11 protein-coding genes are annotated in these 16,023 nt (G+C 41.0%); all 11 read left to right on the forward strand.

The window, feature by feature from the left end:
• Positions 1-14: 14 nt before the first annotated feature.
• On the forward strand, positions 15-686 hold the full coding sequence (tagF, locus tag ACSHXM_RS08555) for a type VI secretion system-associated protein TagF (RefSeq protein WP_435688336.1): 672 nt from the start codon (positions 15-17) through the stop codon (positions 684-686).
• Positions 679-2,295 carry a type VI secretion system protein TssA gene (tssA, locus tag ACSHXM_RS08560; RefSeq protein WP_435688337.1) on the forward strand — a complete coding sequence of 539 codons (1,617 nt, stop codon included), beginning with the start codon at positions 679-681 and terminating at the stop codon, positions 2,293-2,295. The genes tagF and tssA overlap by 8 nt, the downstream gene beginning before the upstream one ends.
• A 48-nt stretch (positions 2,296-2,343) precedes the next feature.
• Complete coding sequence (gene tssB / locus ACSHXM_RS08565) at positions 2,344-2,844, forward strand: type VI secretion system contractile sheath small subunit (protein WP_435688338.1); 501 nt, start codon at positions 2,344-2,346, stop codon at positions 2,842-2,844.
• A gap of 50 nt (positions 2,845-2,894) precedes the next feature.
• Positions 2,895-4,376: a type VI secretion system contractile sheath large subunit gene (gene tssC, locus ACSHXM_RS08570; protein WP_435688339.1), complete on the forward strand. Its 1,482-nt coding sequence runs from the start codon at positions 2,895-2,897 to the stop codon at positions 4,374-4,376.
• Positions 4,377-4,418: 42 nt separating this feature from the next.
• Positions 4,419-4,835 (forward strand): type VI secretion system baseplate subunit TssE, encoded by a 417-nt coding sequence (gene tssE, locus ACSHXM_RS08575; RefSeq protein ID WP_435688340.1) that lies wholly within the window; start codon positions 4,419-4,421, stop codon positions 4,833-4,835.
• 2 nt (positions 4,836-4,837) lie between these two features.
• Positions 4,838-6,577 (forward strand): type VI secretion system baseplate subunit TssF, encoded by a 1,740-nt coding sequence (gene tssF / locus ACSHXM_RS08580; protein WP_435688341.1) that lies wholly within the window; start codon positions 4,838-4,840, stop codon positions 6,575-6,577.
• Positions 6,541-7,578: a type VI secretion system baseplate subunit TssG gene (tssG, locus tag ACSHXM_RS08585; protein WP_435688342.1), complete on the forward strand. Its 1,038-nt coding sequence runs from the start codon at positions 6,541-6,543 to the stop codon at positions 7,576-7,578. The genes tssF and tssG overlap by 37 nt, the downstream gene beginning before the upstream one ends.
• 43 nt (positions 7,579-7,621) lie before the next feature.
• Positions 7,622-10,252, forward strand: a complete 2,631-nt coding sequence (gene tssH / locus ACSHXM_RS08590) for a type VI secretion system ATPase TssH (RefSeq protein ID WP_435688343.1) — start codon at positions 7,622-7,624, stop codon at positions 10,250-10,252.
• A gap of 76 nt (positions 10,253-10,328) precedes the next feature.
• Complete coding sequence (locus tag ACSHXM_RS08595) at positions 10,329-12,032, forward strand: sigma-54-dependent Fis family transcriptional regulator (protein ID WP_435688344.1); 1,704 nt, start codon at positions 10,329-10,331, stop codon at positions 12,030-12,032.
• A 200-nt stretch (positions 12,033-12,232) separates the two neighbouring features.
• Positions 12,233-12,739 (forward strand): Hcp family type VI secretion system effector, encoded by a 507-nt coding sequence (locus ACSHXM_RS08600; RefSeq protein WP_435688345.1) that lies wholly within the window; start codon positions 12,233-12,235, stop codon positions 12,737-12,739.
• An 81-nt stretch (positions 12,740-12,820) separates the two neighbouring features.
• On the forward strand, positions 12,821-15,997 hold the full coding sequence (locus ACSHXM_RS08605) for a type VI secretion system Vgr family protein (RefSeq protein WP_435688346.1): 3,177 nt from the start codon (positions 12,821-12,823) through the stop codon (positions 15,995-15,997).
• Positions 15,998-16,023 lie beyond the last annotated feature (26 nt).

Genomic DNA, 16,023 nt, shown 5'->3' on the forward strand with positions numbered 1-16,023 from the left:
TAGGAAATAACTAAATGGCAGTTGGCTTTTATGGAAAAGTTCCTACTAAAGGGGATTTTGTCCAAAGACATCTAGACAGGAAATTCACTCAACATTGGGATAGTTGGTTACAAGCGTGTATGGAAAATAGTAAAGCTAAGCTTGGTGATAGATGGTTGCAAACCTATTTGGTTAGCCCAATTTGGCGCTTTGCATTCACTAAAGGCATTTTTTCAGAAAACAACATTGTAGGTGTCGTTATTCCAAGTGTAGATAGCGTTGGGAGACATTTCCCGTTTACATTAGCCGCTGAAGTCCCAGAGCAGATTAATTTGTACCAATTTGCGATTGAACAAGATAAGTGGTTCGAAAAGCTTGAGGATTTAGCATTATCGGGCTTAGAACAAGATTTTAATCTAGATGTGTTTGAATCAGAATTAGCTGCTAATCCAGCCCCGGTCATTATAACTCCAAATAAAAATATGCCGGCGACGGAAAGGCGAATCGGTTGGCAACATGGTGGCATAAATACTTACGATTTAGTTATTTCTGGTTTGTCGACAATGACCAAGGATAAGATGAATGATGATTGTATTTGGTGGACAGCTGGTTCAGATAATATCGAACCGACCTTTTTAAATTATGCGGGATTACCTCCTCAAGATGATTTTTGCAATTTCTTAAGTGGAGAATGGCAACATGGATGATGAACTGATGTTAAACCTTGGCGTCACTCCTATTAGTGAAGATGCGCCAACGGGTATCAACGCAAAATATGAAGCCGAGTACGAACAGTTAGTGGCTGAGTTAGGCAAGGCTGAGGCTCTTTCCGGAGATACCGTAGTTGACTGGAGTGTTGTAAGCGATTTATCCACTACTATTTTACAGCATAAATCTAAAGATATAGCGGTGGCTTGTTATTTGGCTCATGGTTTGTACAAAAGCCATAGTCTAGAAGGTTTAGGTACGGGTCTTAATATTATTAAAACCATGTTAGAGACCCACTTTGACAACTTATTTCCGCCAGTCAAACGTGCTAAAGCACGTTCAAACGCAATGTCTTGGCTAGCTGACAAAACAGAGCCTTTGGTTACCGCTTTAGAGCCAACGGTTAAGGACTTAGATTCTTTTGAAAATTGTCTTTCGCACTTGTTAGATATTCAGCAGGTGTGTGATGAGAAAATGGCCGGCAACGAGCCGGCTATTGGCACCCTTGTTAGAGCAATACGAGAATGGCGTAATCGATTAAAAGCCGAAGTTGAACAGCAGGCTAAAAAACAAGAAAAAGCCGCAGCTCCAGCCCCTGAAGTTAAAAAACCAGAAGCTAAGGCAGCTGCTCCATCAAGCCCTAAGGCCGCAGCTATTCCTATCGCTCCAGCAGCACCCGTAGGAGAGTTAGGGAGTGAGCAAGATGTTAAAGCGGCAATTAAATCGGTACAAGATGTTGGACGACAAGTTGCTCATTATAAAAGACGCAAAAATATTGGCGATCCAGGTGCATATAGTCTGCTGAGGTCAGTTATTTGGATGCAAGTTGAACGATTGCCTCCACACGAAAATGGCCAAACACCCTTGCCAGAAATGGATCCTGATAGACAAAAAATGATTCAAACTTTGTTGGACAATAAGTCATATAGCGAAGTGTTAGAGCATATAGAATTGGCGTTTTGTGATATGTTATTTTGGCTTAAGGGGCATTACCTAGCAGCTCAAGCTTTGCAGGGCCTAGGGCATACCGATGCGCAAAAAGCAGTGCAACAATCATTGGCTGCATTTTTGCAAAGGATGCCGGGTATTCTAGAGCTTAAATTTAGTTCAGGTAGTTTGTTTGCAGATGAAATGACGCGTATCTGGATTGACGAAGAAGTGCTTGGTAGTGCTGGTGGAGGCGGTGGTGCTGGTGGTTCTGAGCAAAGTCCTTGGACTGCAGGCCTACAAGAAGCTTTATCACTTGCAGGCAAAGGCAACTTTAAGCAAGGTTTAGATATTTTGCAGCAAGGCAAGGCTGGGACAGTTGATCAACGCTCAGCTTTTATGTGGCAAATAGCCAATGCACAGTACTTTGAAAAAACTGGTTATGTTAAGTTAGCTGTTCCATTATTAGAATATCTTTGGAAGCAGTTATTTAGCATCAAGCTAACAGATTGGGAAAACTCACCAATGTTGCAGATTGCCAAAAGTTTATCTGCTTGTTATAGCAATATAGATTTTGTAAAAGAAATGACCGAAGAGCGTGTTGCACGCGCTGCGGAATGTAAATCCACAATATATCGACTTGATGTTGATAGTGCGTTGTTATTGGAAGCTCAGCAGTGAGCTATAGCTGAGAATTAATATTAATAATTAAAGTAGAAGGGAAATACCATGGCTAAAGAAGGTTCAGTTGCCCCTAAAGAAAGGGTAAATATTAAGTACTCACCTGCAACAGGTGATGCACAAGAGGAAGTCGAACTTCCACTTAAAATGTTAATGATGGGGGATTACACTATGCGTAATGATGATACCCCTATTGAAGAGCGAGCGCCTATCAATGTTGATAAAGATAATTTCAACAAAGTAATGGAAGGTCAAAAGTTGTCACTAGATGTATTAGTTGATAACAAGTTAACTGAAGAAGAAGGCGCTGAATTAGCGTTGAATTTGAAGTTCGATACTTTGAAAGATTTCGAACCAGAAAATGTAGTTAAACAAGTGCCTGAGCTTAATCAGATGTTAGAACTCCGTGAAGCGTTAACCGCACTTAAGGGTCCTCTTGGTAATGTACCTGCATTTCGTAAGAAGTTACAAGAAGCTCTCACAGACGACGAAGCACGAGAGAAATTGTTGGCTGAACTTAACCTAAATGCTGGGGGGGAAGATAGTTAATACATTGTTTTTTAATGTTGTAGTTAACTATTTTAATCGGGAGAAATATTATGTCTGATACTAAAGAAAGTGCAAAACAAGCAGAAGCGGTCGAACTTGAAGGTGATTTGTTAAGTCAAATTATGACTGAAACGCGGATTAAACCTTCAGATGAAGGTTATTCAGTTGCTAAAAAGGGTGTAGAAGCACTCATAGCTGAAATGCTTGCACCTAATAATCAAGGTGAAAAAGTAAATAAAGCTATCGTTGACCAAATGATATCGTCATTAGACGAAAAGTTAAGCGTACAAGTGGATGAAATCTTACACCATAAAGATGTTCAGAAACTGGAATCTGCATGGCGCGGATTAAAGTATGTAGTAGATAAAACCAATTTCCGTGAAAACATTAAATTGGAACTACTCAGCGTAAGTAAAGATGAGTTACTAGAAGATTTTGAAGACAGCCCTGAGGTTGTTAAATCTGGACTGTATCAACATTGTTATATCTCTGAATATGGTCAATTTGGTGGTAACCCAATTGGCGCTATGATCGCAAATTATGATTTTGGTCCAGGACCGCAAGATATCCAATTGCTTCAGTACACTGCAAGTGTTGCTGCTATGTCTCATGCTCCTTTCATTGCGGCTGCAGGCTCTCAATTCTTTGGTATTGATGATTACCAAGAACTACCTGGTCTTAAAGATTTAGACAGTCTTTTCGAAGGTCCACAGTATACTAAGTGGAAAGGTTTCAGAGAAAGTGAAGATGCGCGATATGTTGGTCTAACAGCTCCTCGTTTCTTATTACGTTTACCTTATGGTGAAGAGAGTAATCCAGTTAAAGCGTTTAATTATGAAGAGAATGTTAGAGATAAACATGATGCTTATCTTTGGGGGAATGCTTCATTTGCCTTTGCTACACGTTTAGCGGATAGTTTTGCCAAATATCGCTGGTGTCCAAATATTATCGGTCCACAAAGTGGCGGTGCAGTAGAAGACTTACCTTTGCATACATATGATTCAATGGGTGACATCGAAACTAAAATTCCAACGGAAGTATTAGTTTCAGATCGCCGTGAATATGAGATGTCTGAACAAGGCTTTATCTCATTAACTATGCGTAAAGGTTCTGACCAAGCAGCATTCTTTGCCGCAAACTCATGTCAAAAACCTAAGTTCTTTGGTAACAGCGAAGAAGGTAAAGCTGCTGAAACCAACTACAAACTTGGCGCGCAACTACCTTATTTGTTTGTAACCTGTCGTTTGGCTCATTACATCAAAGTGCTTCAACGTGAACAAATTGGTAGTTGGAAAGAGAAAAGCGATCTTAACCGAGAGCTAAATACTTGGATTAAGCAGTTTGTATCTGATCAAGATAATCCATCTGCTGAAGTACGTGGTCGTCGACCTTTACGTGCTGCAAGTATTGAGGTTAATGATGTAGATGGCGATCCAGGTTGGTACAAAGTATCAATGTCAGTACGTCCTCACTTCAAGTATATGGGCGCAAGTTTCGACCTTTCTTTGGTTGGTAAGCTTGATAAGTCTTAAGGGATTAAATCATGACGGGTAAGACTCTTTGTCAGGTATCTTATGATAAATGAAAAGAGCTTACTCGAAAGGATTGACGATCCAGATTTTGCTAATAACCGTTCCTTAGAAGTTGATGTTGGCAAGGCGTCCGAGTCAATCATTGTGCATTTACGCAATATGTTCAATGTTCGACAAGGAAGTGTCATGACACTCGATGACTATGGTATGCCGGATTTTAATGACTTGGTTGCTGAGTTTCCTAATGCAATCAAAGTTATTCGGTCGGTTATTAGGGATATCATTCGCAAATATGAACCTAGATTGAAAGAGGTATCCGTGCAGCACGTTGCTGACTCAGACCATCCTCTTGAATTGTATTTCCAGATTAAAGCTAAAATACAATCAGATGACCAAGATATCGCGTTAACTTTTGAAACTATTGTTGGTGATAGTGGCAAAGTTCGGATAAGGAATTAGCCTTGAGCTTTAACAAATATTTTCAGGACGAATTGACCTACTTACGTGAATTAGGTAAAGAATTCAGTGAGGCAAATCCGCAGTTAGCGCCATTTTTAAGTGAACGTGGCAGTGATCCTGATGTAGAGAGATTGCTCGAAGGGTTTGCATTTTTATCAGGTCGTCTAACTCAGCGTTTAAATGATCAAGTACCAGAACTTACACATGGCATGATCGAGATGATGTGGCCGCATTATCTGCGCCCTATGCCCAGTATGTCGCTAATTGAATTTAAACCTTTACCTAATGTTTTAGACGGTATCCGCACAATTAAACGAGGTGTGGAGTTAGATAGTAAACCCGTGGAAGGCACACCTTGTCGATTTAGAACTTGCTACGATGTTGATATGATGCCGATGACTGTGGGCAAAGTGCAGCTGAAGCAAGACCTAAAAAGTTCGAAGTTGGCTCTGACCTTTAATTTACAACAAGGCACAAGTTTATCTCAGTTAAAACCCGAGAAAATAAGGTTATTTATTAATGCAGATCCTGTCATATCACAGACTTTGTACTTGTGGATGCAGCGCTATTTAAGTAAAACCACTATTTCTACAACCGGTGATAATGTCCAGTTACCGCCTAATTCGATAAAACCGGTAGGATTTGGGAGTGACGAATCTCTATTTGATTATTCTGACAATGTGTTTGAAGGTTATCGATTACTTCAAGATTATTTTGTATTACCAGAAAAATTCCTATTTATTGATATCGCCAATATTAAAGATGTGAATAATGTAGGCAGCGAATTCACTGTTGAACTAACGTTTGAACGAGCAATGGACGAACATATTCGGGTTAACCCCAATATGTTTAAGTTACATGTCACACCCGCTACTAATTTGTTTGACCGTGATGCCGATCCTATCCGTATTGATCACCAAAGTATGGAATATCGTATTCGACCGTCGGGCCGTAATTCCAGCCATTTCGATATATTTTCTATTGATAAAGTTGAAAGTCGTTCTCAAGGCATGACAAATAATCGTATTTATAGTCCTGCAGCATCATTTGAACATGTCGATAATAACAAAAACATCATAGGCCACTATCAAAAGCGCCTTAAGTCGTCGACAGTTAATCGTGGATTTGAAACCTACATCGCATTTGGTGGGCAAAAACACGTGTCTCAAAAGCTATCTAAAGAAACGGTTTCTTTAGAATTAACCTGTACTAACCGCCAACTGCCAGAAAAATTAAAAGCCGGTGATATCTGTGTGCCTACGGCAACTTCTCCTGAATTTGTGACCTTTACAAATATTACTTCGCCAACTGCACCTGTTTATCCAGTGCTAGGTGAAGGTTTGCAATGGCAGTTAATTTCAAACATGTCATTGAGTTATAGCACGTTAACAAATCCAGATATGTTACGAAAAGTAATCGCAGCATATGATTTTAAAGCATTGACGGACAGAACCGCAGAAAGGCAGCTCAATTTAAAATTAGAGGGTATAAAGGATATCAAGGTAGAGAGTGGGGACAGGTTAATTAAAGGCCACCCAATTCGAGGATTGAATATTCAAATGCTTCTAAAAGAAAGTAACTTTACATCCGAGGGTGATATGTACTTGTTTGCCAGTGTAATAAACGAATTTTTTAGTTTATACGCCAGCATCAATTCTTATCATCAATTAACAGTTATAGGCGAAGAACGTGGAGAACACTATCAATGGCCGCTCAAAATGAGCCTGCAGCCTATCCTGTAATAGAGGATCTGCAGAAATACCCTCAGCGATTTAGTTTTTACCAAGCAATACGCTTAATGGAAGTTTATGTCCATGGCGAGCGCGTGGCTGAGGATAAAATTGGCATTGGTTTTAACGGACCTATTAATTTAGAAGCCGTGCGTGTTAGACCTCATGCAAGCCTTGGTTTTTCCGCGGCGGACATTAAAAAAATTACAATGCTCGAGTCTGAAGACAGTATTAAGTTTCAGATGGAAGTTACTTTTATGGGGCTGTATGGCACGGTTTCACCCCTGCCAGCTTTCTATACTGAAGACATTATCATGGATTCAGATGGCGAAAGTAATCGCAGAGATTTCCTTGATCTATTTCATCATAGAGCTATCTCACTGCACTATAGAACACTCGATAAATATCAACTCTTTAATCACCTAAAGCCAGAGTTAGATGACCATGTTTCCAATTGGTTATTCTCATTAATGGGATTGCGTGGTGTGATGAGTTTGGACCAGTTACCCCTTAAACGTCCGCACCGATTGTTAGCTAACCTAGGTTTGTTAACTATGCGCAGTCGTTCTGGTGCCATGATGAGCCACATGATTTCACATTATTTTGGTCAGATACCTGTGCGTGTTGAGGAGTTTATTGAGCGACAAGTCAATATTACTGAAGAACAGCATGTTTTTTTAGGAAAACAGCAATCTACTCTCGGTATGGATATGACGATAGGCAGCAAATTAAATGAACGGGCTGGAAAGTTTAGAGTGTGGCTTGGTCCACTTTCTTTTGAGCGGTTTAATGCATTTTTGCCCACAGAAGACGACTTTGAAGAACTTGTTACACTCATTAAGTTTTTACTACAGGACCCTCTGTCTTTCGACATAGGGTTGATATTACAAGAACAAGATATCCACCTTTTAGGACTAAAAAAAGCATCTACGAACAAACTGGGTTGGTCGAGTTGGCTTGGCAGACCGCCAGCAGGAAACAAGCACATTATTATCGGTAGGAATATTACCTAAGCAGTTACCGACATTCTCAAACACTTAAAATAAGAGACACGTTATGTTGAATATAGATTTGAAACCGTTAATCACAAAATTGAATGGATACACAAAAAGGTCATTGGAAGCCGCTGCAGGAATTTGTGTTTCTAGGGGGCATTATGAAGTTTCAATAGAGCATGTCTTGTTGGCCTTGGTCGAAGATGCCAGTAAAGATTTCCAAGCTATTTTATATCACTACGATATTAACATTTCCCGCATGCAAAAAGCATTGCAACAATCTGTAGATGACCTAAAAGGTGGAAATCCTGGTAAACCGGTATTTTCTTCATTGCTAATTGAATGGATACAAGAATCGTGGGTGTTGGCCTCATTAGAATTTGGACACGGTAATATCCGTTCGGGCACACTCATATCAGTATTATTAGCCAATAAACGTCGTTATGGATTTGGCGATTATATGGATGTGTTAGATGGGATATCGGCTGACGACTTACGTAATCAGTTTAGTGAAATCGTGGAAAGTTCAACTGAAACTTCTGCGGCTTCAGTCGGCGCTTCTACCGGAGATGCGACAGCAGAGTCTGCTGTTGATAGCGAAGATTCGGCGCTCGCTAAATTTGCGCATAATTTTACAGCTGCAGCGCGTAACGGAGAAATTGATCCTGTATTTTGTCGTGACAACGAAATTCGTCAAATGGTGGATATTCTTGGTCGTAGACGTAAAAACAATCCAATTGTTGTTGGTGAAGCTGGTGTGGGTAAAAGTGCAGTTGTCGAAGGTTTGGCGTTAAAAATTGCCGATGGTGATGTACCAGACTTCCTTAAAGAAGTTGAACTTGTCGCTCTAGATTTACAATTACTTCAAGCAGGTGCAAGTGTTAAAGGTGAATTTGAGAATCGCTTAAAACAAGTGATGGAAGAAGTGAAATCATCACCTAAACCAATCATATTGTTTATTGACGAAGTGCATACCTTAATCGGTGCTGGTGGAGCAGCTGGTACAGGAGATGCGGCTAATATTCTTAAACCAGCATTGGCGCGCGGAGAAATGCGCACCATTGCAGCAACCACCTATTCTGAGTACAAAAAATATATTGATAAAGATCCTGCCCTTGCTCGTCGTTTTCAAATGGTTAAACTCGACGAACCGTCAGCAGACCAAGCCATCACCATTCTTAGAGGCCTGAAAGGCATTTACGAAAAAGCCCATGATGTATATGTACGTGATGATGCTGTGGAAGCAGCGGCTCATATGTCGGCTCGTTATATTTCAGGACGCCAACTGCCAGACAAAGCCGTAGATGTTCTAGATACCGCTAGTGCCAGAGTTAAGTTGAGCTTATCTTCTAAACCAGCAGCAATCGAAGATATGGAACAGCGAATTGCCTTGCTTGAACGACAGCGTGATGCAGTGAATCGTGATGTGCAAAGTGGTGTGATTGAAGACTCAGGTGTCATCGCTGAACTTGATGCAGAAGTGGCTGAAATTAAGACTAATCTCGAAGCCACCACCACTAAATGGTTAGAAGAACAAAAGCTTGCTCTTGAAGTATTAACCTTGCGTACATCGCTAAAAGAAGCCAAAGAAGAAGAGGCTGATACAAGTTCAATTCTTAAAGAGATGGAAGAAAAAGTAGCTGAATTAGAAACACTGCAGCAAGACAAAAAGTTAGTTCACTACGAAACGAGTCCAGAAACCGTTGCGCAGGTTATCTCTGATTGGACAGGTGTGCCTTTAGGCAGCATGGTGAAAAATGAGTCGAAAAGTATTTTGGAATTTGCCGGTAAAATGATGAACCGAGTTAAAGGACAAGATCACGCCATTAATTCTCTAGATGAAGGAGTGCGCTCAGCTAAAGCGGGTATGCAAAACCCTGAAGCGCCACTAGGAGTCTTTCTGTTTGTCGGACCAAGTGGTGTAGGTAAAACTGAAATGGCACTTGCTATAGCCGACCAATTATTTGGTGGTGAACGTTTCATGACAACCATTAATATGTCTGAGTTTCAGGAGAAACATAGTGTGTCTCGTTTAATCGGTTCGCCTCCTGGTTATGTTGGTTTTGGTGAAGGGGGAATGTTAACCGAAGCCGTTAGACAAAGACCATACTCAGTGGTGTTGTTAGATGAAGTGGAAAAAGCTGATTTAGAAGTAATGAATTTGTTTTATCAAGTATTTGATAAAGGTGTACTGTCAGACAGTGAAGGGCGTGTGGTTGATTTCCGTAATACCATAGTCATCTTAACCAGTAACTTAGCCACTGACGTGATTACTCAAATGGGAGCTGGGGCTGAAAGACCGCCAGTTGACGTTTTATCGAACGCTATTCGACCTATATTAAGTAATCATTTTAAACCTGCACTATTGGCTAGAATGCAAGTGGTGCCATTCTTCCCATTGGTGGGTGATGTGCTAAAAGACATCGTTGAACTTAAACTAAACAAAGTAGTGAAACGTTTACGTAGTAGTCAAGACATGGAATTGACATACCATGCCGACGTTATTACGCAAATAGCAGATCGTTGCAAAGAAGTAGAAACAGGTGCTAGGAATATCGACCACATTGTAAATCGAACGCTTTTACCTCAAATTTCAACGCAAATTCTTGAAAGAATGAATGACGAAGTGCAACCTACAAAACTTGAAATTGGTATTAGTAAGGAAGGTGAGTTTACTTATATTTTTTCGTAAGTATAAGTAGTCACCCTTGACGTTACCCGCGGTGAGTCAATATAAAACTGTGATAAGGAATCCAAGTTGAGTACTCATGTTATCAGATCATAAAAACCCAGTGGCAATGGTGGAAGACCTATTAAGGGTCACCACCATGCTTGCTACTGAGCATGATACCAATCGATTATTTTCGTTGATTGTTGAGTCCGCGTGTAAGTTGACGGGGGCACAGGTAGGTCGCATTTTCATTTTGGATAAAACCAAGCGTTACTTGTATCAATCTGTAAGCCAAAATTCAGCTTTAGAACAAGAGTACCAAAGTTTAAAACCCGTAGAATTGTTTAGCCATAGGCGACGTAACATCGAAGATGTAATTGCTTATTGTGCCTTCAGCGGTAACATTGTGAATATTGATGATGCCTACCAATATAGCGGCTTCGAATTGGCTGGCTATTATGATTACGACAAAGCCAATAGTTTTCGCACTTGCTCTATGATGACAGTGCCATTTCGAAATCACCTAGATGAAACCATCGGGGTGCTACAGTTAACCAATCGGCAAGACGATAAAGGTAAATTAAAACCTTTTCCACAGGCGATGGAGAGTATTGTCGCTGCATTTGCCTCACAAGCCGCGGTGACACTCAATACCTTACAGTTGATTGAACGTAACGAACAGCTTATTCAATTGATGGATGAAACGAACCGAGAACTAGTCCAAGAGAATCAGCAGTTACGCCAAAGTATGGAAACTCACCCATTTAGTGACATTATTGGTGACTCCAAATCAATGAAGCTGGTGTTCGATTTGATGGCAAAAGTAATCAACTCTAGCGCAACCGTTTTAGTGACAGGTGAAACCGGCACAGGTAAAGAGTTAGTTGCCAAATCGATTCATTTTAACGGTGTCAGAAAAACTCAGCAATTTGTCGCGCAAAATTGTGCAACCCTGCCAGAAAATTTACTAGAAGGTGAATTATTTGGTTATAAAAAGGGGGCCTTTAGCGGGGCGATGAGCGACAAAAAAGGCCTGATTGAACATGCAAATGGCGGGACATTATTTCTTGACGAAATAGGGGACATGCCCATTGGTTTGCAAGCCAAGTTATTACGGGTACTCCAAGAACGAGAAGTGCGTCCACTAGGCGCATTAAACGCTATTAAAGTCGATATTCGTATTATTGCTGCGACACATCATGATTTGCCAGAGAAAATAAAACGTAACGAATTTCGTGAAGATTTATATTACCGCTTAAACGTATTTCCAATCGAGTTGCCGCCACTACGTGACCGAAAGGAGGATGTGCCAGCATTGATTGCGTACATGCTCGAACAATTTGCTAAGCAATATAATAAAGACGTGTCTTTGTTTTCCCCCGCTTCGATGGATAAAATCATGTGTTATGACTTTCCTGGCAATATTCGAGAAATGCGAAACGTCATCGAAAGAGCCGTTTTATTGTGTGAAGATCACAGTGCAATACTTCCAGAACACTTACCAATGGAAATACAGCAATCGAGTGAAAAAATTGAAAATAGTGCATTGGCACTTGGTGAAGCAGGATGCTTAAAGCTAGTGACTGGGCGTTACGAAGCCATGATCATTTCACGGCGTCTAAATGAGTTTGCTGGCAATCAAACCAAAACAGCAGAAAGTTTAGGTATATCTCGTAGGGCATTACTCAATAAATTAGACCGATATGACATTCGAAGTACAGCCCAAAGTTTGTCTACTAAAAATGCACGTATCGAAGACTCAAATTCAATACAAAAACGTAGTTACTCCACAGGTAATTAATTGCACACCTTGTTAATAAGTGCGCACTTTCCTGCGCACTTATTTGGGTAAAAATACACTCCGAAATAACGTGAAATAAATTTCTCCATATAATTCAATGGTTTGGTTTTTTTCTGAATGTTGGCACCGAACTTGATATACCTAGCGTGGAAGTACCTAAACCAAGTACCTAACTTTTTTAATTTTAACGGAGAATAATTATGCCAGTTCCAGCTTATATGACGATTGAAGGAAGCACCCAAGGAGATATTTCAGGTGGTGCATGCTCTCCCGATAGCATCGGTTCAATGTCAAAAGGATCACACGAAGACGAAATTTTAGTGCAATCGTTTGTTGGCGATATCATGGTGCCAAAAGATCCGCAAAGTGGACAACCTTCTGGTCAACGTGTACACGAAGGTTTCACTATTACTAAAATATTCGATAAAAGTTCACCTTTGATGTATCAAGCCTTGTCTACTGGTGAGCAATTAACATCGGTTGTGTTGAAATTCTTCCGTACCGCGCCTACCGGTGAGCAAGAGCACTATTTCACGATTGAAGCCAAAGAAGCGACAATCACCTCTATTAAAACGCACATGCCAAATTGTTTAGAGCCAGCAAATAGCTGTTTCACTCACATGGAAGATGTGTCATTTTCTTATAAAGAAATCACATGGACACATGAAGTGGCAGGTACGTCTGGCACAGATAGCTGGAATGTCTAAATTCAGCTGTAATATCGGGCATATATAACATTTGTTATATTGCCCTTTTTTTTGGTTTTAGCATAGAAAAGGAAGGCCGACATGTCCCTAAAGCAACGAGTAGAAGTAACATTTACCTCTGATGAGTTTAAAGCTCACTATAAGTCAGATTTGTTTGATGTTACTGGCTTTGAGGGTGTAGAAGCGATATCTGAACCTTTTCGATTTGACCTTGATTTGATTTCAGATGAATCTGAAATAGATCTCACTTTATTAGTAGGTAAAACCGCGACGCTGAAGTTTGGTCGTGATGAAAATGTCCGCCAAATCCATGGCGTGATCCTCAGCATGGAGCAAGGCGAAGAAGTACAATTTAACCACTACAGTTATCAGGCCGTATTGGTGCCTCGTCTACACCTTTTATCCTTATCTAGACAAAACCAAATTTATCAGGAAATGCCCGTTCCAGAAATCGTCACTCATGAAATTAATGAGAGTGAGTTTTCAGGAGGCATTGCCTCAGACGACATCGATTTACGTTTAACAGCTACGTATCCCATTCGTGAGTATGTCGTACAGTACAAAGAATCAGATTTAAACTTCATTTCTCGTTTAATGGAGCATGAAGGTATTTATTATTATTTTGATCACGATGGTGAGCGCGACAAGCTGGTCTTGTGTGATAACAAAAGTAACCTAGATACTGTGCTTGAAGAAAACACCGTGCCTTACGTGCCAGCATCAGGCTTGGCGGCCTTTGAAGATGAAGCCATTCATCGTTTTCGTCTCAAACAAAAACAAATTACTAGTCAGATTATTCTCAAAGATTTTAACTACCGACAACCCCATATACCACTACAAGGTGACGCTGAAACCAGTGACTTGGGATATGGTCGAGTATGTGATTACGGTGATCATTTTAAAGACCCAATGGAAGGCGATAAGCTGGCCAACATTCGTGCTCAAGTTGAATTGTGTCAATTAAAAACCTGTACAGGAACATCCGATGCCATCCTTTTTCAAGCGGGTAAGTTATTTGAGATGCAAGATCACTTTCGAGAGGATCTGAATGGAGAGTATTTAATTACTCGCATCCACCATCAAGGAGGGCAAGCGATACCAGGTATGTCTGGTGAAACTAATTCAAGTGAAGCGATAGCTTATCAAAACAATTTTGAAGTGCTCCCGTCGGATGTGGAATACCGCCCCGCGCTTAAAACGCCCAAACCTAAACTGTATGGCATATTAAATGGCACGATTGATGGTGCGTTAGACACTGATAGAGCGCAAATAGATGACCAAGGACGATATAAGCTGATTATGCCATTTGACTTAAGTGGCACGGCAGAAGGTAAAGCCAGTCGTTGGGTGCGTAAAGCAGAGAGTTACGGTGGCCAAGGCACTGGTATGCACTTTCCTTTATTAAAAGGTGCAGAAGTGATTTGGACTTGTATCGACGGTGACCCAGATAGGCCTATCATTACCGGTGTTGTCCCGAACCCATTGAATAAAAGTGTAGTGACATCTGAAAATAGCACCATAAATAAAATTAAAACCCCCGGTAATATCGTTATAGAAATGCAGGATGGTCAAGGTAGTGGCTCTGAAGATAGTGGTAGTACCGAGCAGCAGCACACACGTTATATGGTGGCAAGTGAAAATAGTGAGCTCATTACTCAACAACAACATGGCCCTAGGAATGGCAAAGATGGCGCAGATGGCGCAGATGGCGCAGATGGCGCAGATGGCGCAGATGGCGCAGATGGCGCAGATGGCGCAGATGGTGTCGATGGCGCAGATGGCGCAGATGGCGCAGATGGCGCAGATGGCGCAGATGGCGCAGATGGTGTCGATGGCGCAGATGGCGCAGATGGCGCAGATGGCGCAGATGGCGCAGATGGCGCAGATGGTGCTACTGGTGCTACTGGTGCTACTGGTGCAGCTGGCTTAGATGGTTCGAATGAATTATCCGAAGGTGATTCCATTATTTCCGAGAGTGAAAGTAGCAGTGACAAATGGATGAAAATAGCCGTCAACGACTATGAAACAGGTAAAGACAGTTATATGAGATTTGGTGCGTCACCAGCCAGTCCTAATGCAGATTTTTCCGAAAAATCAGGCATGGTAATGTGGACTGATGGTGATTATGTACAAAAAACTGATAAAAATAATTTCTCCATAACCGATGGAGAATCGTTCAAATATCGTTTTGGTATGAGTTATACGGCTGAATTGGGGTTTAAAGCCTCTGCCAATGTAACCGGCGTGAGTAAAGCTACTTTAGGATTTGATTTCGGTTTTTTTGCAGGATTTAAAACTTCATATACAGTCGCCGGCACGGTTAGCATTACACGTGGTTATGAATTTAGTGTTAACAAAGCTGAAAAATATTCAGGCGTGCAAGGGGCTTTCACTCAACAAGCTGAAAGCATATTGCTTAGAGCTAGTAAGTGGAATGATGCCACTGATAAATCGGCTACTAGGGCAGGTTGGGTTGGCATGGTGGCTGGCACTGCCGCTGTAGCTGCAAATGTGGGAACTATCCCCGTCAATCTTGCTTTAGATACAGATGGTCAAACGACTGCTGGTAAAGTTGCATTATATACATCTTTAGGGACTTCAGTTGCCGCAATGGCTGCCACGCACACCTATGCGCTTTTAAAAATGAAACATGAAAAAGCCGAGCTGGCTAAAAATATCGGCACAGAAGGGTTTATTGCCATTGGTGATGATGGTCTGGTACTTGGATGTGACGGTAGTTCAATCGTAATAAATGCTGAAGGGGTATTTATCAATGGTAAAACTTTTGGTGTTGGGCAATTACCACAAGGTAAAGACACTTATAAGCCCCCTAAAAATCCAAGAGACGCTACAGATCCTCTTGAAAATATTGAAGTAGGTAGAGTTTTTCCTAAATACATAAACCTTAATGCAACTGACAGAGTGGATGTACGCAGTGGAAAAGATGTTTTTGTCACAGCGAGTAAAGCTTATGGAACAGATATGGAAGATAAGTGGATTGGAGGCGCGGTTGATGATTCAAAAACTAAAGACCTTGGTGCTCCACTCGAACAACCTGATAAAGGTGGGGCAATGCTTATGTCTGCGGCAGAAGGTGGCTTGGCAACTTTCGCTTCTGATGTCATAACCCATCAGTCACCAAAGGATATCAGTTTAATGGCGGCGGGAGAGTTTGAAGTTGCTGCGAAAGAGGCAAAATTTGATGGGAAAATTACTGCGAAGGGAGTTGTTAAAGGGCCAAACGTTACTAATGGCTAAAAACGTTATTATTAAAAAATTCAGTG

The sequence above is a fragment of the Paraglaciecola sp. genome, from assembly GCF_051252315.1.
GTDB lineage: Bacteria > Pseudomonadota > Gammaproteobacteria > Enterobacterales > Alteromonadaceae > Paraglaciecola.

Excerpts from the sequence above, each read along its gene's own strand:
- tagF (WP_435688336.1), top strand. The coding sequence starts at position 15 with ATGGCAGTTGGCTTTTATGGAAAAGTTCCTACTAAAGGGGATTTTGTC.
- tssA (WP_435688337.1), top strand. The coding sequence starts at position 679 with ATGGATGATGAACTGATGTTAAACCTTGGCGTCACTCCTATTAGTGAA.
- tssB (WP_435688338.1), top strand. The coding sequence starts at position 2,344 with ATGGCTAAAGAAGGTTCAGTTGCCCCTAAAGAAAGGGTAAATATTAAG.
- tssC (WP_435688339.1), top strand. The coding sequence starts at position 2,895 with ATGTCTGATACTAAAGAAAGTGCAAAACAAGCAGAAGCGGTCGAACTT.
- tssE (WP_435688340.1), top strand. The coding sequence starts at position 4,419 with ATGATAAATGAAAAGAGCTTACTCGAAAGGATTGACGATCCAGATTTT.
- tssG (WP_435688342.1), top strand. The coding sequence starts at position 6,541 with ATGGCCGCTCAAAATGAGCCTGCAGCCTATCCTGTAATAGAGGATCTG.
- tssH (WP_435688343.1), top strand. The coding sequence starts at position 7,622 with ATGTTGAATATAGATTTGAAACCGTTAATCACAAAATTGAATGGATAC.
- ACSHXM_RS08595 (WP_435688344.1), top strand. The coding sequence starts at position 10,329 with ATGTTATCAGATCATAAAAACCCAGTGGCAATGGTGGAAGACCTATTA.
- ACSHXM_RS08600 (WP_435688345.1), top strand. The coding sequence starts at position 12,233 with ATGCCAGTTCCAGCTTATATGACGATTGAAGGAAGCACCCAAGGAGAT.
- ACSHXM_RS08605 (WP_435688346.1), top strand. The coding sequence starts at position 12,821 with ATGTCCCTAAAGCAACGAGTAGAAGTAACATTTACCTCTGATGAGTTT.